23 protein-coding genes and 1 tRNA gene are annotated in these 22815 nt (G+C 42.8%); 8 read left to right on the top strand and 16 right to left on the bottom strand.

The window, feature by feature from the left end:
- The 7 genes from L1765_RS11530 to L1765_RS11500 all read left to right on the top strand — a co-directional run.
- Positions 1-218: hypothetical protein (locus L1765_RS11530; protein ID WP_236407570.1), on the top strand; the 218-nt coding region annotated here is incomplete at its 5' end.
- Positions 196-274: transfer RNA gene (locus tag L1765_RS11525), tRNA-Arg, on the top strand. The genes L1765_RS11530 and L1765_RS11525, both read left to right, overlap by 23 nt.
- Positions 275-462: 188 nt before the next feature.
- Entirely contained in the window at positions 463-2481 is a 2019-nt protein-coding gene (locus tag L1765_RS11520) for a transporter substrate-binding domain-containing protein (protein WP_236407567.1), read from the top strand.
- Entirely contained in the window at positions 2478-3854 is a 1377-nt protein-coding gene (locus L1765_RS11515; protein WP_236407565.1) for a sigma-54-dependent transcriptional regulator, read from the top strand. The genes L1765_RS11520 and L1765_RS11515 overlap by 4 nt, the downstream gene beginning before the upstream one ends.
- Before the next feature lie 310 nt (positions 3855-4164).
- Entirely contained in the window at positions 4165-5232 is a 1068-nt protein-coding gene (locus tag L1765_RS11510; protein ID WP_236407563.1) for a TAXI family TRAP transporter solute-binding subunit, read from the top strand.
- Positions 5233-5766: a DUF1850 domain-containing protein gene (locus tag L1765_RS11505; RefSeq protein WP_236407555.1), complete on the top strand. Its 534-nt coding sequence runs from the start codon at positions 5233-5235 to the stop codon at positions 5764-5766.
- On the top strand, positions 5735-7732 hold the full coding sequence (locus L1765_RS11500) for a TRAP transporter permease (RefSeq protein ID WP_236407553.1): 1998 nt from the start codon (positions 5735-5737) through the stop codon (positions 7730-7732). Before L1765_RS11505 ends, L1765_RS11500 begins: the two co-directional genes overlap by 32 nt.
- 47 nt (positions 7733-7779) lie before the next feature.
- Here L1765_RS11500 and L1765_RS11495 read toward each other — a convergent pair whose 3' ends face one another.
- Positions 7780-8211, bottom strand: a complete 432-nt coding sequence (locus tag L1765_RS11495; protein WP_236407539.1) for a guided entry of tail-anchored proteins factor 1 — start codon at positions 8209-8211, stop codon at positions 7780-7782.
- 150 nt (positions 8212-8361) lie between these two features.
- Here L1765_RS11495 and clpP point away from each other — a divergent pair, with 150 nt between their 5' ends.
- Positions 8362-8976 (top strand): ATP-dependent Clp endopeptidase proteolytic subunit ClpP, encoded by a 615-nt coding sequence (gene clpP, locus L1765_RS11490; RefSeq protein ID WP_329610018.1) that lies wholly within the window; start codon positions 8362-8364, stop codon positions 8974-8976.
- Positions 8977-9067: 91 nt separating this feature from the next.
- On the opposite strand, the gene L1765_RS11485 is transcribed toward clpP, so the two are convergent.
- The 15 genes from L1765_RS11485 to L1765_RS11415 all read right to left on the bottom strand — a co-directional run bounded on the left by L1765_RS11485 (position 9068) and on the right by L1765_RS11415 (position 22765).
- Positions 9068-9820, bottom strand: coding sequence for an SIMPL domain-containing protein (locus L1765_RS11485; protein WP_236407535.1), 753 nt, complete (start codon positions 9818-9820; stop codon positions 9068-9070).
- A gap of 181 nt (positions 9821-10001) precedes the next feature.
- Positions 10002-10268, bottom strand: a complete 267-nt coding sequence (locus L1765_RS11480; protein WP_236407533.1) for an HPr family phosphocarrier protein — start codon at positions 10266-10268, stop codon at positions 10002-10004.
- A gap of 46 nt (positions 10269-10314) precedes the next feature.
- Positions 10315-11262 carry a DNA-binding protein WhiA gene (gene whiA / locus L1765_RS11475; RefSeq protein ID WP_236407531.1) on the bottom strand — a complete coding sequence of 316 codons (948 nt, stop codon included), beginning with the start codon at positions 11260-11262 and terminating at the stop codon, positions 10315-10317.
- A 10-nt stretch (positions 11263-11272) separates the two neighbouring features.
- The gene (locus tag L1765_RS11470) at positions 11273-12253 is read right to left on the bottom strand and encodes a gluconeogenesis factor YvcK family protein (RefSeq protein WP_236407521.1); all 981 of its coding nucleotides are present in this window, start codon (positions 12251-12253) and stop codon (positions 11273-11275) included.
- Between the two features lie 14 nt (positions 12254-12267).
- Complete coding sequence (gene rapZ / locus L1765_RS11465; RefSeq protein WP_236407519.1) at positions 12268-13149, bottom strand: RNase adapter RapZ; 882 nt, start codon at positions 13147-13149, stop codon at positions 12268-12270.
- A gap of 453 nt (positions 13150-13602) precedes the next feature.
- Complete coding sequence (gene trxB / locus L1765_RS11460; protein WP_236407517.1) at positions 13603-14547, bottom strand: thioredoxin-disulfide reductase; 945 nt, start codon at positions 14545-14547, stop codon at positions 13603-13605.
- A gap of 13 nt (positions 14548-14560) precedes the next feature.
- On the bottom strand, positions 14561-16258 hold the full coding sequence (locus tag L1765_RS11455) for a tetratricopeptide repeat protein (RefSeq protein WP_236407515.1): 1698 nt from the start codon (positions 16256-16258) through the stop codon (positions 14561-14563).
- Positions 16259-16327: 69 nt separating this feature from the next.
- The gene (gene hisIE / locus L1765_RS11450) at positions 16328-16969 is read right to left on the bottom strand and encodes a bifunctional phosphoribosyl-AMP cyclohydrolase/phosphoribosyl-ATP diphosphatase HisIE (RefSeq protein WP_236407513.1); all 642 of its coding nucleotides are present in this window, start codon (positions 16967-16969) and stop codon (positions 16328-16330) included.
- On the bottom strand, positions 16969-17727 hold the full coding sequence (gene hisF / locus L1765_RS11445) for an imidazole glycerol phosphate synthase subunit HisF (RefSeq protein ID WP_236407511.1): 759 nt from the start codon (positions 17725-17727) through the stop codon (positions 16969-16971). Before hisF ends, hisIE begins: the two co-directional genes overlap by 1 nt.
- A complete protein-coding gene (gene hisA, locus L1765_RS11440; protein WP_236407502.1) occupies positions 17724-18467 on the bottom strand; it encodes a 1-(5-phosphoribosyl)-5-[(5-phosphoribosylamino)methylideneamino]imidazole-4-carboxamide isomerase in 744 nt (247 codons plus the stop codon). Before hisA ends, hisF begins: the two co-directional genes overlap by 4 nt.
- Entirely contained in the window at positions 18458-19078 is a 621-nt protein-coding gene (hisH, locus tag L1765_RS11435) for an imidazole glycerol phosphate synthase subunit HisH (protein WP_236407593.1), read from the bottom strand. Before hisH ends, hisA begins: the two co-directional genes overlap by 10 nt.
- A 5-nt stretch (positions 19079-19083) precedes the next feature.
- Positions 19084-19674, bottom strand: coding sequence for an imidazoleglycerol-phosphate dehydratase HisB (gene hisB, locus L1765_RS11430; RefSeq protein WP_236407500.1), 591 nt, complete (start codon positions 19672-19674; stop codon positions 19084-19086).
- Entirely contained in the window at positions 19667-20953 is a 1287-nt protein-coding gene (hisD, locus tag L1765_RS11425; protein ID WP_407942260.1) for a histidinol dehydrogenase, read from the bottom strand. The genes hisB and hisD overlap by 8 nt, the downstream gene beginning before the upstream one ends.
- Positions 20950-21594, bottom strand: coding sequence for an ATP phosphoribosyltransferase (gene hisG, locus L1765_RS11420; RefSeq protein ID WP_236407496.1), 645 nt, complete (start codon positions 21592-21594; stop codon positions 20950-20952). Before hisG ends, hisD begins: the two co-directional genes overlap by 4 nt.
- Positions 21587-22765 carry an ATP phosphoribosyltransferase regulatory subunit gene (locus tag L1765_RS11415; protein WP_236407467.1) on the bottom strand — a complete coding sequence of 393 codons (1179 nt, stop codon included), beginning with the start codon at positions 22763-22765 and terminating at the stop codon, positions 21587-21589. The genes hisG and L1765_RS11415 overlap by 8 nt, the downstream gene beginning before the upstream one ends.
- Between the last annotated feature and the right edge of the window lie 50 nt (positions 22766-22815).

The raw sequence follows: 22815 nt of genomic DNA, 5'->3' as shown, positions 1-22815 counted from the left end.
CCTTGAATCAGTTGTTCAATGACTTTGTAACGCTTCAACTCTTTTTTGCTCAAAGTTATTCTCTCCTGTCCCATAGTGACATTTTCACTGATGCGTTACAATATGACAATATCACAGACGTTCAACATAATTTCTTCTATCCCTTGCTTTTTACATATGGATATTTTATAATATCATTTGTCGCTATTTATGTATGCGCTCGTAGCTCAGTTGGATAGAGCGGTGGCCTCCGGAGCCACGTCTTGCGGGGGTTCGAGTCCCTCCGAGCGCACCATACATATTCATCCATCATACAAGGGAATGCCTGTCAAGTTTATCAGGAAACTAAACGATTGTTTGGTTTCTTTTTTTATCTATTTTCCATAACCATAGACCGATACTTCTAAATATTACTAAGCGATTGAAAAAAAAGAAAATTAAAGATAACATAAAGGAAATTTACTTCAGATGGAGCGTGGTCTCATGACCCGAAATAGCTTTCCAATCATCTTCATCATAGTTCTGTTATTGCTTTTTTCTTTTCCGGCAATGGTCAATTCAGCCGGCCACATCAGTGAAAAAAAAGTGATTCGTGTCGCCATCGATCGGGATTTGCCACCCTTTTCATACATTAATGGGGGCGGTCAACTGGAAGGCTATCTGGTTGACCTGGCAAATGCCATTGAAAATGAAACTTCACTCAAAATCTATTTTATACCCTTGCCTTGGTATCAGGCTATTGATTCCCTGCGGTTTAACCAAGCAGATGCCGTCATGGGGATGAAATATACCGCAAAAAGAGATGAGGAATTTGATTTTTCAGAGCCTTTTTTTACCATGTCCGAAGTTTTAATTGTTCCAAAGAAAAATGAAAGCGTTCAAAATTTAGCTGATCTTAGATATAGGGTTGTAGCCGTTTCTGAAAATCAAGTGGCAAAAGATATTTTAAAAGATGTGCGAAGAGTGGAAATGAACATCGCGATGAACCACAGCAACGCCCTTCAACTCCTTGAGTTAAACAGAGCAGAAGCTTTTCTGGGAAACAAGTGGACCACCCAATTTCTTTTAAATCAGTCGGGTACATCCAATCGTTACCGAGTGGTGGATGATTTGATTCAGCCGGCAGACTATTCCCTTGCCGTTCAAAACGGAAATGAACAGTTGCTACAAGAATTTAACAGAGGGTTGACCAATCTAAAGGCCAAAGGGATATATGATGAGATTTATGGAAAGTGGTTTGGAAAAAATATGGCCGCAGTCATTTCCCGCTTAAAATTTGTCATTTATCTCCTAGCGGGAACAGTTTTCACTTCAGGATTGATTCTATTCATCGGAATTATGAAACATCTAAGACTGATTGCTAACAGCAATGCCTTTAAAGAACAAATACTGAACAGCGTCCATGGCGGAATTATGACCATTGATCGAAACGGGTGGATCACATCGATGAACCAACGAGCATTATCCATTTTAAACATTTCTGAGACTCCCCTTAATATCACTCAACTTCTCCATCGTTCCAACCCATTTCAAAAAATATGGGAGTCTATAAAGGAAAAATCTGAGGGTAAATGTACCCCTGAGACCTTATACGCTGATGTGATGAAAAATGGAGAGGTAGAAATTTCCCCGGATGATGAATCACGCATCATCTATTATGATGTAGGCCCCCTTTACAGCGCCAGCGGAGAACCAACTGGAACCCTTTTCACCTTCCTTGATCGGACAGAAGAAAAGCGAATGCAGCTTCAATTGGCCACCCAGGAAAAAATGCGGGCCCTTGGACAATTAGTAGCCGGAATTGCCCATGAACTTCGAAATCCGCTGACCGCCATCAAAACCTTTACCGAACTGCTTCCGGTAAAATATCATAACTCATCTTTTCAGGAGGCCTTTATCACCCACGTCCCAAAGGAAATTAACCGCTTAAATGAAATTGTGGAGAGTTTATTGGATTATTCACGTCCCAAATATCCTAAAAAGGAGATTTTCGATTTAAAGGAATTGATCCATTCGATTATCCCATTAATGGAAGCCACTTTTAAAAAGAAGGAAATTACATATACACAATGGATTCAACCGGATTGTTATTTATATGCAGATCCTCATCAATTAAAGCAGGTTTTCCTTAATCTTTTATTAAATGCAATTGATGCTATGGAAAGGTCCACAATCAAACATTTAACCATGGAAGCCTCCATAAAAAATGAAAGGATTGAAATTGTGATTACAGACAGTGGCTGCGGAATCTCCAAAGATATCGCCAAAAAAATCTTTGAACCTTTCTTTACACGAAAAAAACATGGGGTGGGGTTGGGACTTACCGTCAGCTATCAACTGGTTAAGGAAAATGAGGGCAGCGTGGAAGTGGTCAGCATCCCAAATAAAAAAACCAGTTTTATTCTCCGTTTTCCACTGGCCAAAAAACAGGATATCCATCCATCCATTGAAACGTATGGAGTTAAAAAACATGACAATGATCGAAGGGTGGTAACATCGTGAAGCATCACATTCTGATTATCGATGATGAGCAAGCCATTTGCAGTTCCTTACACTTTGCCCTGGAAGATGAATATGAAGTGATGACCACCACTTCTCCTTCCATCGGCCTTCAATATCTTTCAGAAAAATTGATAGATGTCGTTTTATTGGACTGGCGATTGGGAGAAATCGATGGACTAACCATTTTGGAAAAAATTAAAAGAATCTCTCCTCAGACGGCCGTCATTATGATGACAGCTTTTGGGACCATTGAATCCTCTGTTCAAGCCATAAAAATGGGAGCTTATTATTACATTACCAAGCCCTTGGATATGAAAGAACTGTCTCTTCTCATACAGAAGGGCATTGAATTTCAAAAATTAAACCGGCAAGTCCAGTGGTTTCAAGAAACCCTTGATAAAGTGACCGGCTATGCCGGAATCATCGGAAAAAGCAAAGCAATAAAACAGGTTTTTCATCTGATCGATAAGGTGAAAGATATTGATACGAATGTACTCATTACCGGCGAAAGTGGAACTGGAAAAGAATTGGTGGCCAGGGCTATCCACAGCCAAGGAAAAAGGGGAAACGAGCCGTTCGAAGTAGTCAATTGTGCAGCAATTCCGGAAACGTTATTGGAAAGCGAATTCTTTGGATATGAAAAAGGGGCATTTACCGGAGCAGTCCAATCCAAAAAAGGAAAGATTCTTGCGGCAAACAGAGGCACTTTGTTTTTAGATGAAGTGGGCGAAATGCCCCTCCACCTCCAAGCAAAACTTCTTCGGGTGATTCAAGAAAGGGAAGTAACTCCCCTGGGATCCAATGAAAAAAAGCAGGTTGACATTCGAATCATCGCTGCCACCAACCGTAACCTCATGGAAATGGTCAGCAATGGATTGTTCCGTGAAGATCTGTATTTTCGCTTAAATGTGATTCCCATTCCCCTGCCGCCCTTGCGTGACAGAAAAGAAGATATCCCCCTTCTCCTCGATCATTTCTTGCATCAATACTGCGAGGAAATCGGGACTGAAAAGAAACAGTTTTCCAGTGAAGCAAAGAAGGTACTTTTTCAATATCATTATCCGGGAAATATTCGGCAACTGTCCAATATGATTCAGTATGCAGTAGCTTTGTCACCAGAGCGGATGATTTCTATAGAAGACCTTCCCCCCTATTTAATGGATAACGAAAGAATAACTCAAGAAATCAAATCTGACCCGAAAAATGATCATAAATCAATTATCATCCCTATTGGAACGACAATTAAAGAGGCAGAGAAACAGATTATCCAGCGAACACTGTCCTGGTGCAATGGCCATCGACAAAAAACAGCCAAGATATTAGGGATAAGCGAAAGAAGTTTAAGGGATAAGTTAAAACATTACCGCACTTAGGGACATTAATCCCTACTTTGCCCTCTAGCTAACCGTCATTAATTTTTCCCCACTCCCAAAAAAAGTGCGAAGTGGCCAAAGAGTAAAACTTTCGTCCCATTACGGTTCGGCAAAAAATGCCGATGCGGCACATATTGCCGGTTATTCCCGGCGATTTTTGCCGCATCTTTTTGATATCCATGATAACGCTTTCACTATTTTCCTACGAATATCAGACTATTTTGCCCATTTTTCTCTTGGCATAATATTTGCAAAGTTTCTATTGATGTAATTTTCCAAAATATTAAACGAATCAAAAGGGGGCACTTACATGAAAAAATGGTTTGTACTTTTGGGAAGTCTCGTATTAATCCTGGGACTGCTGGCGGGATGTGGAGGAAAAACGGAGAGCACCAATTCATCATCTGGCTCAGGTGCACAAAGCAGTTCAAATACCGCCGCTCCAGAATCCACTTCATCTTCCAGCAGTTCCGCTGCCGATGAAAGCGTATGGAAAGGAAAAGTCCTTACCGTATTGACTGGCGGTACTTCCGGAGTTTATTTCCCACTTGGAACAACTTTGGCAAAAGTATATTCGGAACAGTTGGGAGCGAATGCAACGGCTCAAACGACCGGAGCCTCTGCAGAAAACGCTGCAAAAATTTCCCAGAAAAAAGCGGAAGTCGGCTTTGCTCTGGCCGATACCGTAGCTGATGCCTATCAAGGAATCGGTAAATTTGAAAAAAGTGGAGCTTTAAGCAATCTTCGCGGCATTACAGCCTTATATTCCAACTACATGCAGTTAGTCACAACAAAGGATAGTGGCATTACTAAACTGGAAGATTTGAAGGGCAAAAGGGTAGTTGTAGGAGCAGCAGGAAGCGGAACGGAAATTATGGCCAATCGCATCCTAAAAGCAGCAGGCATCTCCTATGATGATATTAATGAAGACTTTTTATCTTTCAGTGAAGGGATAGATGGAATTAAAAACGGAACAGTGGATGCAGCCTTTATCTCTTCTGGACTTCCCAATTCAGGAATTATGGAATTAGCAACGACAAAAGATGTGAATCTGGTTCCAATTCCCCAGGAAATTGTGGACATCTTAAAGAAAGACTACCCTGCATTTACTCTCGATGTGATTCCCGCAGGTACCTATAAGGGATTGGATCAAGATATTCCATCGGCTGTTATTAAGAATATCTTGATTACCTATGAAGAATTGGATGAACAGGCTGTCTATGAATTAACAAAAACCTTCTTTGAAAATTTGCAAGCCCTGATGGATACCCATAACGCCGCAAAAGCAATCAAGTTGGAAAAGGGTCCCGATGGACTGCCGCTTCCCCTTCATCCGGGAGCAGAGAAATATTTCAAAGAAAAAGGCGTGCTGAAATAATTGTTTAAGAGGATTCTCTTTCTCTTCTGTATCTTGATGATCATTCTCATATCTACTATGCCCGTTCTGTCCGCTCTCACCATTCGTGAGCAGCGGACAGGCCGGCTTATTGCAACAGAATTCCTAGAGGATGATACGTTTTCCTTACAGTGGATGCACTCTGTTGAACTTGAGCAGTGGAAGGAAACCTTTCGATTAACGACAAATGGAGAGATACAATTGATTGAATCACGTTTCAAAGCCTTCGGTGCTGGAACTCCGGATACAGGAGGCAGAGAATTTTTCTTGGATGGAGATTGGTTTGTAGCAAGAGGGTTTGATGTCGTTGTCCCTTCCCTGGACATCGGAGTGTCCAAGTACTCCAAGCATCGTTTAATCATCAACAACCATGTATATCCACTCTATCAATGGGTGGATGACGGTGAATATGTTTCCATACAAAAAGAATGGGTTTCTCCCCTTCAATATTGGAAATACCGCATACTGAGAAAGGAGGCATCCTATGTCCCTGAAACCCCACAAAAATCACCATAAAGCAACAGAGAACACTCAACAACCAGAACAAAAGGACCATTTGAAGCTCCTTGAAAAACTGGATAATGAATTTCGATATCGGCAATTTCATAGCGGACCCTGGAAATTTATCATTTCCTTACTTGCCATTTCCTTAGCTGCTTATCAGCTATATACGGCATACATGGGCCCATTAGACGCCTTGAAACATCGATCCCTTCATATCGGGGTCATTATGGCCCTTGTTTTTCTCCTGTATCCGGCTTATAAAAGGGCTTCCCGTACGAAAATGTCTGTCATTGACGTGATTTTTGCTCTGTTGTCCTTATCGATTACCGGTTATATATTTGTTGATTATCAAGGAATCATCGATCGAATGTTCATTTTTGCGCCAAATTTCTGGGATCTGTTCTTCGGAGGGTTACTGATACTTCTCGTGCTAGAAGGCAGCCGGAGAATTATAGGTTGGGCCTTGACCATTATATCCATTCTGTTCCTCTTATACGCCTATTTCGGTAATTACATGCCGGGCCTACTAAAACACAGCGGAAAGCCTCTGGAAGAGTTAATTGCATACATGTACCTGACAACAGAAGGAATATATGGTACTGCCTTGGCCGTTTCGGCGTCATATATTATCCTGTTTATTCTGTTTGGAGCTTTTCTCAACCGATCTGGTATGGGGCAGTTTTTTAATGATGTGGCTATGGGAATGGCCGGCGGATCAACCGGAGGCCCTGCTAAGGTTGCCGTGATTTCCAGCGGTTTTCTAGGATCCATAAACGGCAGTGCATTAGCAAATGTGGTGACTACCGGTGCATTTACAATCCCGATGATGAAACGGGTAGGTTACCGGCCGGAATTTGCCGGAGCAGTGGAAGCTGCTGCCTCGGTCGGAGGCCAAATCATCCCTCCTGTCATGGGTGCAGCAGCTTTTATCATGGCTGAAACCTTGGGCAAGCCCTATTCGGAAATAGCCATCGCTGCCATTCTTCCGGCCGTTCTCTATTACCTTGGAGTCATTATGATCGTTCACCTGCGGGCTAAACGGAGAGGATTGCTTGGACTTCCCAAGGAAGAACTGCCAAACCTGAAAAGGGTCATATTAACCAGCGGCCATCTGCTAATTCCCATTGTCGTCTTGATTTATCTCCTGTTTACCGGAAGAACACCGATCTTTGCCGCCTTTTTTGCCATCGTCTTATCTGTTGTTGTTGCTGCTTTTTCCAAAAAAACTCGGATGGGAATAAGGGATATTTTAAAGGCGATGGAGGACGGAGTCCGGGCTGCCCTCAGCGTAGCCATGTCCACAGCCATCGTCGGTATTATTGTGGGAGTCACAACCCTTACTGGTTTGGGGGCCAAATTAACCCAGTCCATTCTCGTTCTTGGTCAAGGAAGTTTATTTCTAACACTTATTTACACCATGATTGCTAGTATGATCATGGGTATGGGACTTCCTTCCATTCCCACTTATATTATTACATCAACGCTGGCGGCACCAGCCTTATTGCAGATGGGAGTTCCACCCTTTGTATCTCATATGTTTGTGTTTTACTTCGGGATCTTTGCCAATATTACACCTCCCGTTGCTTTGGCTGCCTTCGCTGGAGCGGGAATTTCCGGAGGGGATCCCAACAAAACAGGAATCCAGGCCCTGCGTCTAGCCCTGGCAGGGTTTATTGTTCCTTATGTCTTTGTCTATTCCAATGAACTACTCCTTCAGGATCTGTCCCACTGGACAGAAACCCTTTGGGTCATGGTGACTTCCATCATTGGGGTGATTGCGCTTAGTGCCGCTGTTGAAGGATATTATAAGAGCCAAATTCCTATTCTACTCAGGCTTATTGCTACAGCTGGAGCGTTAACCCTTATTGTCCCAGGAATGATTACGGATATAATTGGATTTGCTCTTCTAGGCATAGTAGCCATTCAACAATATTGGAAAAATCCAAAGCAAAATATACAAATTAAAGAAGGAATATAATGGATGAATAAACGACTCCCCATAGAATTAAAGGGAGTCGTTTATTCTTACTCACGATATAAATTAGCTTCCAACTGTTTCTTGACACGAGCAATTTCCCGTTCATTTCGGGCAGTTTTTTCCCAAGTATGTTCAACATCTCTTTCAATAAATGATAGGCGATTTAAGATTTCTTCATGCCTTTCAGCGGCTTCTTTTCTCATGGATTCTTGTTCTTGTTTCAGCCATAGAATACTTTCTTTCATCGACATCTGCTCTGTCTTCACATCCTGCAGTTCTGCTCTCATTTGCCTTTGTTCTGTCTTCACATCCTGCAATTCTGCTCTTATTTGCCTTTGTTCTGTCTTCACATCCTGCAGTTCTGCTCTCATTTGCCTCTGTTCTTCCCACATGGCTTCCTGATCGGAACGAATATTTCCTACAATATGAATGAGGTTTGCAAGCATTTCTTCCATTCTCTTCAGCCGATCATCAATCATTTGAAATCCTCCTAAACATTTGAATTCTCGCCGTACAAGTTCTATCATTTCAATTATATCCCACAAGGTAAACCTTGTGAATGAAAGAAATAAAAGTTAAGAGATTTTTTATTTGACCTTTTTTGACCTTTATTGTAAAATAAGATCGACATAGAAAAGGAGGGGAAAACCATGAATTTAGTACCTACAGTTATTGAACAAACCAATCGCGGCGAACGCGCTTATGATATTTACTCCCGTCTTTTAAAAGACCGAATTATTTTCCTTGGAACACCAATTGATGATTGGTTGGCAAACAGTGTTGTTGCCCAACTGTTGTTCCTCGCAGCGGAAGACTCTGAAAAAGATATTCATCTATATATCAATAGTCCTGGTGGTTCAATTACTGCCGGAATGGCTATTTATGACACCATGCAATTTATTAAACCTGATGTATCTACCATCTGTATTGGAATTGCCGCCTCTATGGGAGCATTTCTGTTAGCTGCAGGGGCCCGGGGTAAGAGGTTTGCCCTTCCCAATAGTGAAGTAATGATTCATCAACCTCTCGGAGGAGCTCAGGGTCAGGCTAGCGATATTGAGATTCAGGCCAAGCGTATCCTTAAAATGAGAGAAAGATTGAATCAAGTGTTGGCTGAACGTACAGGACAACCCTTGGAAAAAATTCAGAAAGACACGGAACGCGATTATTTTATGTCTGCAGAAGAAGCAAAAGCCTACGGTCTCGTTGATAGCATCATTACAAGTGCGCCAAAAGACAAATAAAATAAGTAAAAAACGAATAATATGAGTTCAAACCCTGCTGAATCCGACTTAGCAGGGTTTGGATTTGATCATTCGATTTAATTTGAATGGATCAATACCTAAACGTAACGTCAACGGTGGTTTCAATAGTAATTTCCCCGGGTGTAATTACTGTATCCGCAGCATAGCCTGCTTTTGCGGCTACTTCCATGGAATAGTTTGAATAGTAATCGGGATAATATGGGACTCCCAGTTGGGTGACCTTTGCTACATCAGTAATCTGCTTACCAATCGCAGCTGCAATCACGTCCGCCTTTTCCCTTGCATTCTTAAGGGCAAGTTTCAACACTTCTTTTTCATATTCATCGGTCTTATCTGTGGTATATCTGATATTTTCCACCCGGTTTGCTCCCGCTTTACTAGCGGCATCCAACACCTTTCCAATATCCTTTGTATTTCTTAAGGTTACTTGAATCATGTGATTCACTTGATAACCTCTTAATTCCTGTTGATTTTCCTTCCAATTATATTGGGGATAAGTCGTAAAAGAAACGGTTTTAATATCTTTATCCTTAATACCCAAAGAAAGAATTGCCCTTCTCACATCTTCAAATATCTTTGAATTTTGCTGGATTGCCACTGAAGCATCTCGATCCTCAGTCATTACTCCTAAATTAACCATGGCTATATCAGGAACAACGGTGAGTTTGCCCTTCCCTTGAACCTGGATCACATTGGTTTGTATTTCCTCTGCATAGGTAGGCTGGTCACTTCCCAACCCTCCCAATGGAGAGTAAATGGATAATCCTGCAACCAAACCTATTGCGACAACCACAAATCCCAACTTCTTAACAATACCTTTCATCATACCATCCTCCCAACATTTTTACGATTCTCGATTCAATCCATTAGACGATGGAAAGGAAAGAAAAGTTGCAGCTATATATTCTAACCGTGAAAAAAACCGCTGATCAGCGGTTTTTCATTTTCGACATATTTAAACAAAACATACCTATACCTGACCCATCGAGTTATAAATTGATATGTTAACCCACTTGCTCCTGGTTGACAAATTGAGACAAATGATTCACGGCCTGTTCCTCATCGTTTCCACTGGCATAAATGGTGATTTCCGTTCCCGTGCGAATGGCCAAACTCATGATTCCCATGATGCTTTTTGCATTTACTCTTTTATCTTCTTTTTCCACAAAAATTTCAGATCGATAGCGGTTTGCTTCTTGAACAAATAAAGCAGCCGGTCTTGCCTGTAATCCAGTTTTTAATCTAACCGTTACTTTTTGTTGATATGCCATTTAAAACCCCCCATGTCCGTCGTTTTTTTTATTATACCATGGAATATTATGGAGTGTATCCCTTTGCTTGTTTTATTTTTAAAGCGATTTCATTAATTTTTCTAAGCCGGTGATTAACCCCCGATTTGCTTACCTTTCCAGATGGGATTAATTCGCCTAATTCCGTTAGGCTCATATCGGGATGCTGAAGACGAAGGAGAGCAACCTCCCTTAACCGTTCCGGCAGTTGATCTAAACCAATTTCTTTTTCAATCAAATGGATATTTTCAATCTGCTTCATAGCAGCTCCAACGGTTTTATTTAAGTTGGCCGTATCACAATTCACCAATCGGTTGACGGAATTCCTCATATCTTTGACGATTCGGACATCTTCAAAATATAAAAGGGCCTGATGGGCGCCGATAATATTCAGGAATTCAGTAATCTTTTCCCCTTCTTTAATATACATGACATGTCCTTTTTTCCGTTCAATACATTTTGCATTTAAATGAAATTGATTGGAAAGATCAGTCAAATCCTGACAGTGCTTCTGATGGGTTGAAAAAATCTCCATATGATAGGAGGAACGCTCTGGATGGTTGACAGAACCTCCTGCCAAAAAAGCTCCCCTTAGATACGCCCGCTTGCAACAAGGAGATTTGATTAGTTCCTTTGGGATTCCGTTGTTTAAAGAGAGATCATTTCCCAATACCTCCATATCTTTTAGGATTTCGATCACTTGATTTGATATACGAACGAGATAGATATTGTTTTTCTTTAGTCTCATTTTTTTTCTGACCAAAAGCTCAGAATGTATCTGATATATCGACTTGAGTAAAGAATAAATTCTGCGGGCAATGGCTGCATTTTCGGTTGTAATCTCCAAAACGAAGGGCTTTCTGCCAAGTTGCAACACACCATTCATCCGGATAATTGCTGCCAGTTCAGCCCGTTGACAGCAAGGCTTTGTTTCTAAAGTGGTTAACTCTTTTTTAGTTTTTGCAGCAAATGACAAAAAAAACACCTCATTTCCGATGACGGAGGAGAATCTCCCAAATGGTTTTACTTAATTTTCCCGCATCGTGGCGTAAATGGGTATGATATTTTAAAAATTGATCTGCAATCACCCGATATCCAAAGTTCCATAATCTCTCTTCATCAAACGCTACTGGTTTTGCTCCTTCCAATACATACCTGGAAAGAACAGAGGAATCCACCTGCTGATTATTCACGATCACATATTGAAAAAGGGAAGATCCCACATGATCATGGATGGCCTGAATATGATCAGCGGCTGAATAATTTTCCGTTTCTCCCCGTTGGGTCATCACATTACATATAAAGATCTTCAAAGCCGAGGAAGATCGGATCATCTCAACAATTCCAGGAACAAGTAAATTAGGTAAAATACTGGTGTACAAGCTTCCCGGCCCAACGATGATGGCATCCGCTTGTTTAAGAGCCTCCAAAGCTTCCTGTAAAGGCTTTACATCCTTTGGATGCAAAAAAACACGAGTTATTTTTTTCCCTGATTTAGGGATAAGAGACTCCCCTGAAACAATGGTTCCATCTTCCAATTCCGCTTTTAAAACGATAGCTTGATTGGCTGCCGGAAGCACTTCTCCCCTAACGGCCAAGACTTTGCTTAATTCCTTTACCGCCAATACAAAATCTCCGGTAATCTCCTTCATGGCGGCGATGAGCAGATTACCCAAACTATGTCCTGCCAAACCTGAACCATTGACAAACCGGTGCTGAAGAACTTTTTCCAATAAAGGTTCCGTATCTGCAAGGGCCAGCAAAACATTTCGCACATCACCCGGCGGCGGCATTTTCATCTCTTCCCGAAGAACACCGGAACTTCCCCCATCATCGGCAACGGTGACAATAGCAGTCAAAAAAAAGGGTAGTTCTTTTAATCCCCTTAATAACACGGATAGTCCAGTTCCTCCACCGATGACGACCACCCGAAATGTTTGCCCCTCCCCTTCCCATTTCCGTTCCATAGGACACCTCTTTCTTATCGATCCCGCTCAATATCCCGATGACCAACCCAAGTGGCATATCTGGAAAGGAGGTCACGATGAATATATTCCGCTATGGCTACGGAGCGGTGCTTCCCTCCTGTACAGCCAATTCCAATAACCACCTGACTCTTCCCTTCCCTTTCATAGTAAGGAAGCAAAAAGTTAATAAGCCCCATCAATTTATCCAAAAACTCTTGTGTCTCCTGCCATTTCATCACATATTCGTAAACTTCCTGCTCTTTTCCTGTTTTTACTCTCAATCCATCAATATAGTGGGGGTTAGGCAAAAATCGAACATCAAACACCAAATCCACATCCAAGGGTATCCCATATTTAAATCCAAAGGACATCACATGAACAGAAAAATGCCGGGAAGCAAGAGTTGAAAAACGCTGAGCAATTTTTTCCTTTAATTTTGTTGGCTTCATATCACTGGTATCAATAATTTGGGTTGCTCTTCCCTTAATTTCCTCCAGCATTTTCCGCTCGGAAGTAATCCCTTCCAAAATTTGTCCTTCTGGAGATAAAGGATGCCGCCTTCTTGTTTCCTTATATCTTTGTACCAGAATTTGATCCGCTGCATCCAGGAAAAGAATTTGGTAATAAACCGTCTCCATCCTGTCCAATTGAACTAAGGCTTCTGACAGGGATTCAAAAAATTCCCTTCCCCTTAAATCAATGACCAAAGCCACTTTTTCTATTTTTCCGCCAGACTGCTCAATCAGTTCCGCAAATTTGGGTATCAAAACAGGAGGCAAATTATCTACACAAAAGAACCCTAAGTCTTCAAGGGCCTGGACAGCAACGGTTTTTCCAGCCCCCGACATTCCTGTGATAATAATGAGATTGATTTCCCTTTCTAACTTCTGGTTCATCCGATTCCCTCCCAGACCCATGTGAGATTACATATAGCATAACATCAATTAACGATAGCAACAAGAAACAAGCAACCATCTAAGACACTTTCCTAAGAGAACACGAATATAAAGGCACTTCAGTATTTACTAAGGACTCCTTTGAGTTCGGGCAAAGCTTCGGGCCTGATGAACGGCAATTAGCTCTCAAGCTGACCCCATCTTCGAAATTCCCATATGTTTTTGAGGACTCCCTTCTTTAGATTTGAAGCCTACTTTAATGACCTCTATGTCGAACTCAACATGCAGGCGTGTACATTCTTAAGTCCTATTCATAGATCTGTCCTTGCTCTCTGGTAAAAAGAAGGGGCGTGTGTTTCCACACGCCCAAATATCTAAAAAAGGGGGTCAATTTCTTATGACTAGTGTACCCCTTTTTTGTTTCATTTATATTACAAAACGGTTAAAACATTGTTACGATTTTACTTTTTCCTTCAAACTTTCTACATAATGTTGAGCCGACTGGGCAGCAATACTGCCATCTCCTGTAGCCGTTACAATTTGACGGAGAAGTTTCTCCCTGACATCTCCTGCGGCAAAAATACCTTCTACCTTTGTTTTCATTTGATCATCAGTCAAGATATAACCCGCTTCATTCGTGATCCCAAGATCTTTTACCGCCTCAGAAAGAGGATCCATCCCCACATAGATAAATACTCCATCACAGGAAAATTCCCTCTGTTCTCCTGTTTTTACATCTTCGATAACTACAGCTTCTACTTTATTCTCTCCTTTAATCTCTTTGACCACATGATTCCATATGAAATCGATTTTTTCATTTTCCATGGCCCGTTTTTGCAGTATTTTTTGGGCTCTTAATTCATCTCTCCGATGTATAATAGTTACCTTTGTGGCAAATCTGGTCAGATAAACGGCTTCTTCTACTGCCGAATCTCCCCCGCCTACAACTACCAATTCTTTTCCTTTAAAGAAAGCCCCGTCGCAAACAGCGCAATAGGAGACTCCCCTGCCTGATAATTCCTTCTCACCCGGGACCCCCAACTTTCGGTGTTCCGCCCCAGTGGCAACAATCACAGACTTCCCTTTATATTCCTTGTTGCTAGTAATGACCGTCTTATACTCCTCACCATCTACAACTTTTTTTATGTCTCCATAGGCATATTCCGCGCCAAATTTTTTGGCATGTTCAAACATCTTATTCGACAAATCCGGTCCAAGAATATGGTCAAACCCCGGATAGTTTTCTACCTCTTCGGTATTTGCCATTTGTCCTCCAGGAATGCCCCGTTCAATCATTAACGTGCTTAAATTGGCCCTTGACGTATAAACGGCAGCCGTCATCCCGGCAGGACCTGCCCCGGCAATGATTACATCATAAATTTTTCCAGCATCAGACATTCGATTTCCTCCTTCACTTCACATCCATCATCACTTGGCGAATCAAGGCCGCATTTTTTGAAATGGTAGTGGGATTTACATTATATTTTTTACCCACTTCCGTTTGAGTTATCAATTGGGATTCCCGATTGGCAACCAAATACTCAATAGCTGCAGCCCATCCTTCCACTTTTCTAATTTTTGGAACATCAGGATACAGGCGGCTGATAAATTGAATCCACAGATTTTTCGCCGTCTCCAGTGAGATTAAATCATACTTCTCACTCATATTAAGATGTAGGCAATCGATGACCGACTGCCACTTTTCCTGCCAAACAGGAAGATGCCTAGCCAAATCCTCATGATCCAGTGTCGTTACTTTTCCCTCAATATGAATCCGATATGGTGCTGGTGCTCCGATTTTCCGCAGGACAAACAAAGCCACCCTTTTTAAATATTCATCCTCTTTCGGTTCCAAGATAAACTGCCGAAGGGCTTGTTCCACTTCTTCATCGGCAATAAAACCCAAAACTTGAATCACCTGAAGTTTAGTATCTCTGTCCCCATGGCGCAAAGCCCAAAAAAAGGACGAACGGATTAAAGGGTCCCTCTTGATTTCCTGACTGATAAACTGCCCTTCACCCTTAAATTCTTGGTATTGCTGGTAAAGTGGAAGCTGATAATGATAGCTGATGGTTACTTTCTTTTCTTTACCCTCTTTTATCTCTTTTAAAAGCATTAAATAGTAATTTGCCACCTCTTTTTTGTCATCAAGGTGATAAACCTTATTCCACAGCCCTTCCGCCTCTTTCATTCTTCCAAGATGGTATGCGGCTACAGCAGCATAGTGGTATACCTGAGGTTGAGTATATCCAAAATATATCAGTTTCTTAAAGTAGGAAAAGGCCAGCTGATGCTCCCCTAATATACCCAAGGTGGTAGCCAATTTATATAATTGTTCCAGTGAAATTGGAATCACTTTTTTCAAAAGGTTGATGATCGATCGGAGTCCCTCACGATCCTGGTTATGGGCATAAAAAACCGCCAAATTACATAGGGCATGGATATTGGAGGGGTCTTTTTCCAACACCTGTTCCACCATTTCCATAGCCGATTCGAATTGACCTAAATAGTAATAAGCAAGGGATAAATTGTTGCGTGCCGCCAAAAAATCAGGATATTCTTCAATAGTTGAAGCTAACAACTTGCTAGCTTCCAAGAACTTCCCTTCTTCCAAATAGCGCCTGGCCTGCTCATGCTGAAAAATAAGCTTATTCTCCCCCTTTGGAATGACTTCCCTTGGGGGTCTGGCCAATTCCTGACTTAGGAAATCAAGAAGTTCCTCCGCTTCATCCACATATTCACCATGGGGATCGGATTCCAAATAAAGCAGAATGAATTCCTCTGACATTTCGAAATCTTCCATATTGGCACAATTGTTAGCCATATAAAAATAACATTCAAAGAACGTCGGGTCAATGGATTCCAATATATGCTGCAACACGAGATTAGACTCCTCATACTGCCCCATTTCCGACAAAATGCCAGCCAAATTACAATGATTTACAGGATTGTCCGGTTCAATTTCCACGGCACGGCGAAAATATTTTAAAGCCCTTTTATAGTTGTGCCGATTAAGAAAATGAACGGCCCGATCAAAGAAGAAGGCAGCATCCCATTTGATGGAAACCACTTTGCTTTTCTTTTTTGTCATCCGATTCTGTTTGCCCATAATACCCTCCATCACTTCCGGGATTTACGAAAAGTATAACATAAAATCAAAAATTAGAAAAACCATGTTCTATTTCTTGTGGCGCCGGGCTAATTCTGTAAGAACATCATCCAGCGGGAGCTTCTCTTCTCTCATCAGTACCATCATATGGTAAATCAGATCAGCAATTTCATACCGAAGCTCTTCATGGCTGTGATTTTTGGCTGCTATAATCACTTCACTGGTCTCTTCTCCTACTTTTTTCAGGATTTTATCTATCCCCTTTTCAAAGAGATAGGTCGTATATGCGCCTTCTGGTTTTTCTGCTTCTCTTTTGGCGATTAATGATTCCAATTCCTGAATGATCTCAAATCGCTGGGATTGAACACGGGTCTGGGATCCATCTTTCCCGAAATGAGTAAAGCAGGAATAGGTGCCCTCATGGCAGGCTGGTCCCTCCGGAATGACCTGAATCAGCAGGGTATCTCCATCACAATCATAGAAAATAGAAATCACCTTTTGAATGTTTCCTGATGTCCCGCCTTTATGCCAAAGTTCTTGACGGGAGCGACTCCAAAACCATGTTTCTCCTGTTTCCAAAGTCTTCTCCAGGGACTCCCGATTCATATAAGCCATCATCAGAACATCCTTGCTTTGGCCATCCTGAATAATGGCGGGTATCAATCCCCGTTCATCAAATGTTAATCGTTCCCATGGAATATGAATATTCATCACCTGATCTCCACTCCCCTTTCCCTTAAATATTCCTTTACTTCTTGAATGGAAATCTCCTTATAATGGAAGATGGAAGCAGCCAATCCGGCATCCGCCTTTCCCCGAGTAAACACCTCATAGAAATGCTCGACATTTCCCGCTCCCCCCGATGCGATGACAGGAATCCTTACCGCTTCTGAGATGGATTGGGTGAGCTCAATATCAAAACCAGCCTTTTGCCCGTCACAGTCCATGCTGGTCAATAGTATTTCTCCAGCACCCAATGATTCCACTTTCCTTGCCCATTCCACAGCATCTAATCCGGTTGGCCTGCGGCCTCCATGGGTGTACACTTCCCAGCTTCCAGTTTCCTTATTTCTCTTGGCATCTATGGCAACAACAATGCATTGGCTGCCAAAGATACGGGCTCCCTCGGAAACCAATTCAGGACGGATTACCGCTGCCGTGTTAAGGGACACCTTATCAGCTCCGGCCCGAAGTATATTTCTCATATCCCCTATGCTGTTAATTCCTCCTCCAACAGTAAAAGGGATGGTAATTTCTCCTGCCGTCCTTTCCACCACATCAATCATCGTTTTACGCCCTTCATGGGAGGCAGAAATATCAAGGAATACCAATTCGTCGGCACCTTCCTTGTCATAAAGGGCTGCCAGTTCAACGGGATCTCCGGCATCCCGCAGATTGACAAAACTAACCCCTTTTACAACCCTACCTTCTTTTACGTCCAAACAAGGGATAATCCTCTTCGTGATCATCTTGATGCCCCCAATTCCAATAAGGCATTTTTTAACGTAAATTGTCCCGTATATAATGCCTTCCCAACAATGGCTCCAGAAACTCCCTCATCTGAGAAGGAAGCCAACTGCTGAAGATCAGTGAGTTGGCTCACTCCCCCTGAAGCAATCACTTGTTTTTTTGTGGTTTTGGCCAATTGAACCATCGCCTCGATATTAGGACCCTGTAAGGTCCCGTCCCTAGAAATATCTGTATAAATAAATACTTCAGCCCCAACAGAAATTAAAGAAAGTGCCAGTTCCTCTGCCTTCATTTCAGAGGTCTCCAGCCACCCCCTCGTGGCTACCCATCCATTTCTGGCATCAATTCCAATGGCCACCTTTTCCCCGTATCTTTTTAACGCCTCTTCCACAAAGGGGCGATTTTCAATGGCTGAGGTACCAAGGATCACCCTTGAAACTCCTGACTCCAAATAATCCGTGATGGTCTCCATGGATCGGATACCTCCCCCCACCTGGACGGGAATAGAGAAACCGGAAGCAATCTTTTTGATCACCTCTCCATTTACTGGTTTCCCTTCCTTGGCCCCATCCAAGTCTACCAAATGAAGCCAATGGGCTCCTTCACTCACCCAGCGTTCCGCCATTTCAACCGGTGTGCCGTAAACCGTTTCCTGGTTGTAATCTCCCTGAAGTAATCTGACGCATTGTCCCCCCCGGATATCAATGGCCGGATAAATTGTAAAATTTGTCATGCCCATACCCCCACTTCACTCTCCTCCAAAAACCTCTTCAGAAGGGCCATGCCCATTGCTGAACTTTTCTCAGGATGAAACTGCATCCCAATGATGCGTCCCCGACCGACAACTGCAGGTACTTCCTGATGATATTGAGCAGCAGCCAGAAGGATCCCCCTGTTTTCTGTCTTTACGTAGTAGGAATGGACAAAATAGACATGCCCCTCTTCCAGGCCTGTTAACAGGGGATGTTCTCTTTGTAAAAAATGAAGCTGATTCCATCCCATGTGTGGTATTTTGTAATCCCCTTGAAACCTTACCACCTTCCCGGGAAGTAACCCAAGTCCCTGATGGATCCCATACTCTTCGCTCTGTTCAAATAAAAGCTGCATCCCCAAACAAATTCCCAAAATAGGAGTTCCCTTAACAGCCCTTTCAATAATCTCCTCTGTTAATTCCAACCGGTTCAAATTGTCCATGGCATCGCCAAAGGCACCAACGCCGGGCAAAAGGAGAGTGCTTGCGTTACCCAACTCCTCTTTATTGCCGGATATGATATATTGATATCCCAGCCTTTCGATGGCTTTACTTACGCTATGCAAATTTCCCATACCATAATCTATAATTCCTATCATAATCTTCACAGCATCCCCTTTGTCGATGGTATGCCCTTTACCCTTGGGTCAAAAGAAGTAGCCTCATCCAACGCCCTGCCCAAAGCCTTAAAGATAGATTCAATCATGTGATGGGTATTTGACCCGTAGTGCAAAATGACATGAAGATTCATCCTTGCCTCGAGAGCCAATTTCCATAGAAATTCATGAACCAATTCCGTCTGAAATTGGCCTACTTGTGATGAGGGATACTGAGCCCTGTATTCCAAATGGGGACGGTTGCTTAAATCGACCACCACTTGGGCCAGAGACTCATCCATGGGAACAAAGGCATTTCCATATCGTTTAATTCCCTTTTTATCTCCTAACGCTTTATATAACGCCTGTCCCAAACAGATGGAAATATCCTCAACGGTATGATGATCATCAATATGGGTATCTCCAACTGCTTCCACAAATAAATCAAAATGTCCATGTTTAGTAAATAAATCCAGCATATGGGTTAAAAATGGGACCCCGGTCTCCAATTTACCTTTTCCTTCCCCATCAATGCAAAAGGATAATTGAATATCCGTTTCATTGGTTTTCCGTTTGATCACCGCTTCTCTTCTATTCATCTTTTCCCGCCCCTTCTTCTTCCAGTCGAATTCGAATGGCATTGGCATGGGCCTCTAAACCTTCCACTTCAGCCATCGTGATAATTTTTTCTCCGTGTTCGAGCAGATCTTCCTTACTATAATATATGAGGCTTGATTTTTTCACAAAATCGTCCACGTTGAGGGGTGAGGAAAATCTCGCGGTTCCATTGGTCGGCAGGACATGGTTGGGTCCGGCAAAGTAGTCGCCCACAGGCTCGGAACTGTATGAACCTAAGAAAATGGCTCCGGCATTTTTCACTTTTCCCAATAGATTGAAGGGACTGGATACCATCAACTCCAAATGTTCCGGGGCCAGTTGGTTCACAACCTCCAATGCCTCTTCAATATCCTTCACCACACAAATTGCTCCGTAGTTTAAGAGGGATTGTAATGCAATCTCCTTCCTAGGCAGGTTGGACAGTTGTTCTTCTATGGCCTGTTTAACTGCCTCTGCCAAAGAAGGGGATGTCGTAATGCAAACGGCTGAGGCCATGACATCATGTTCTGCCTGGGATAAGAGGTCGGCAGCCACATAGCGGGGATTTGCCCCTTCATCGGCTACCACCACAATTTCACTGGGCCCAGCCACCATATCGATATCTACCACTCCAAAAACTTCCCTTTTGGCTAAAGCCACATAGATATTTCCTGGTCCTACAATTTTATCCACAGGCTGAATCGTCTCCGTACCATAAGCAAGAGCCGCAATCGCTTGGGCACCGCCAATCGAATACACTTCTTTGATTCCCAAGAGATGACAAGCTGCCAAAACCCCTGCTGAAACGGCCCCTTCCTTCGATGGTGGGGTAACCATCACAATCTCCTTCACCCCTGCTACTTGTGCTGGAATGGCGTTCATCAACACGGATGAGGGATAAGCGGCTGTTCCGCCGGGAACATACAACCCTACCCGATTCAGGGGCTGGATCAGCTGACCTAAGATGGTTCCCGTCGGTCTTGAATCCATCCAGGAGAGTCGTTTTTGCTGCTCATGAAATTGGCGAATGTTGTTTGCCGCCTCTTTTAGCCCTTCATAAAAAGAAGGAGAAACAGATTCCGCTGCCCGCTCCATCAGATCTGATGGAATTTTGAGCGAGGATAAAGAAACCCCGTCAAATTGCCGGGTATACTCGAAAAGTGCCTGATCCCCCTCTTTTTTCACCTGATTTAAGATGGTTAAGACAGCCGCCCTTTGCTCTTCTGTCCCAGTCTCTACATCCCTTTTGGTTTGAAGCTGTTCCTTGGTCACGATTTTTATTGACATTCTTGATTCACCCCAATCACTTTAGAAAAACGCTGATAAATCTCTTCGATTTCTTTATTTTTCATCCGGTAGCTTACCCGGTTTGCAATCAGGCGGGTGGTAATATCGGTAATATGCTCCAGCTCGATCAGACCATTTTCCTGAAGGGTCCGCCCCGTAGAAACAATATCCACAATCCGGTCAGCCAAACCGATTAATGGAGCCAGCTCTACTGACCCATTTAGCTTAATTACTTCTACCTGCTGCCCCTGCTCCCGAAAATATCTGGAGGCGATCCGAGGATATTTTGTCGCCACCCTGGGAGAAAAGGTGGGAGTCCAGTCAGCTAGGCCAGCCACTGACATTCTGCACCGGCTGATTCCCAAATCCAGCAACTCATAGACATCCCGATCCTCTTCAAGGAGAACATCTTTCCCCACAACCCCAACATCCGCCACGCCATATTCCACATAGGTGGGAACATCTGCCGGCTTTGCTAGGAAGAAATCGATATCTAATTCGTCAAAGGAGATAATCAGTTTCCTTGTGTCTTCATGAAAATCCTCGGGAATAGATAACCCTGATTTCCGAAGGAGATCAACCGCTTCAGAAAAAATTCTACCCTTAGGCATCGCAATGGTTAATCGGCTATTCATCCCCCATCTCCCCCTGTTCCATATGAATATAACGGTCCACTCCCTCTCTTTTCAGCGATGGTTGAGTTGAATGAACAAGCTGAAGAGTCACTTTATTCCCTTTCCTTCTTAGTTGGCTGGCTGTTTGAATAGCCGTTTTTCTTTGCCCAGGAAGAAAAGTAATCCATATATTTTCCCCTCTTTCTTCCGGTTTCAGTTGGGCCACTTCCAGCAGCCGATCCACCTTTAAGGCAAATCCGGTAGCCGGAGCAGGGCGGTTAAACTGGGACAATAGTCCGTCATAGCGTCCTCCGCTGCAGATGGGAAACCCCAGATGGTCAGCATATCCTTCAAATAATATCCCCGTATAATAATCCAAGTGACTGAGCATCGTTAAGTCAAACATGAGGTGATCAATAACCTCATAGGATTGAAGAACTTCCCAAAGCTGTACGAGGTTAGTCAACGCTGCTTCCACTTTTCCATTTTTCACAACTGTTCTCGCCCTTCCAAGCACCTCTGCTCCGCCCTTTAAATGCAGAAGTTGATGCAGCCGTTCCTTATCCTGGGCAGAAATCGGCAATTGGGAGATTTGTTTCCGGTAGCCCACGTAATCCCTTTTTACCAATTGTTCCTTTAATTCTGAACGGATATCTTCATGTTTAACCGTTTCTTCCAATAACCCGTCTATAAAGCCAACATGTCCCACGGCAATTTGAAAATACGGAACCTGCACTTCTTTTAGGGCAGTAACACAAAGGGCAATCACTTCCCCATCTGCTTCAGCAGTTCCGTCCCCAATCAATTCCACCCCAGTCTGAGGAAATTCGGCATTTCTCCCTGCCTCCTTCTCCTGTCTGCGAAATACATTTCCCTGATACATCAAGCGAATGGGAAAAGGCTCTTCCTTTAGTAAAGAAGCCACCACCCTGGCAATGGGGGCCGTCATATCCGGACGAAGGACCAATGTATTACCCTTTCGATCCATTAATTTAAACATTTTATCTTCCATCGTAGCGCTCGCCACGCCAACAGTGTCAAAGTACTCCAAGGTAGGCGTCATAATCTCCCGATAGCCCCATCCCTGACAGCATTCTTTTAACCTTTGTTCTATAGTTCTTTTTTCCTCTAATATATTAGGAAGAATATCTCTCATTCCCATTGGTTTCTCAAACACTCTAGGTTTACTCATTTCTCCACACTCCACATCTAATTCCATCTTTATCAAATAGAACTAAAGAA

Source organism: Microaerobacter geothermalis (genome assembly GCF_021608135.1).
Taxonomy (GTDB): Bacteria; Bacillota; Bacilli; order DSM-22679; family DSM-22679; genus Microaerobacter; species Microaerobacter geothermalis.
The sequence above is the reverse complement of the archived record's forward strand: the minus strand, read 5'-3'. Positions and strand labels throughout refer to the sequence as shown.

Coding starts and splice junctions, on each gene's coding strand:
- hisA (WP_236407502.1), bottom strand. CDS start 18,467: ATGGGCATGACAAATTTTACAATTTATCCGGCCATTGATATCCGGGGG.
- L1765_RS11520 (WP_236407567.1), top strand. CDS start 463: ATGACCCGAAATAGCTTTCCAATCATCTTCATCATAGTTCTGTTATTG.
- hisIE (WP_236407513.1), bottom strand. CDS start 16,969: ATGAATATTCATATTCCATGGGAACGATTAACATTTGATGAACGGGGA.
- L1765_RS11500 (WP_236407553.1), top strand. CDS start 5,735: ATGTCCCTGAAACCCCACAAAAATCACCATAAAGCAACAGAGAACACT.
- trxB (WP_236407517.1), bottom strand. CDS start 14,547: ATGTCTGATGCTGGAAAAATTTATGATGTAATCATTGCCGGGGCAGGT.
- L1765_RS11470 (WP_236407521.1), bottom strand. CDS start 12,253: ATGGAACGGAAATGGGAAGGGGAGGGGCAAACATTTCGGGTGGTCGTC.
- L1765_RS11485 (WP_236407535.1), bottom strand. CDS start 9,820: ATGAAAGGTATTGTTAAGAAGTTGGGATTTGTGGTTGTCGCAATAGGT.
- rapZ (WP_236407519.1), bottom strand. CDS start 13,149: ATGAACCAGAAGTTAGAAAGGGAAATCAATCTCATTATTATCACAGGA.
- L1765_RS11415 (WP_236407467.1), bottom strand. CDS start 22,765: ATGAGTAAACCTAGAGTGTTTGAGAAACCAATGGGAATGAGAGATATT.
- hisG (WP_236407496.1), bottom strand. CDS start 21,594: ATGAATAGCCGATTAACCATTGCGATGCCTAAGGGTAGAATTTTTTCT.
- hisH (WP_236407593.1), bottom strand. CDS start 19,078: ATGATAGGAATTATAGATTATGGTATGGGAAATTTGCATAGCGTAAGT.
- L1765_RS11495 (WP_236407539.1), bottom strand. CDS start 8,211: ATGATTGATGATCGGCTGAAGAGAATGGAAGAAATGCTTGCAAACCTC.
- hisB (WP_236407500.1), bottom strand. CDS start 19,674: ATGAATAGAAGAGAAGCGGTGATCAAACGGAAAACCAATGAAACGGAT.
- hisF (WP_236407511.1), bottom strand. CDS start 17,727: ATGATCACGAAGAGGATTATCCCTTGTTTGGACGTAAAAGAAGGTAGG.
- L1765_RS11455 (WP_236407515.1), bottom strand. CDS start 16,258: ATGGGCAAACAGAATCGGATGACAAAAAAGAAAAGCAAAGTGGTTTCC.
- L1765_RS11510 (WP_236407563.1), top strand. CDS start 4,165: ATGAAAAAATGGTTTGTACTTTTGGGAAGTCTCGTATTAATCCTGGGA.
- L1765_RS11480 (WP_236407533.1), bottom strand. CDS start 10,268: ATGGCATATCAACAAAAAGTAACGGTTAGATTAAAAACTGGATTACAG.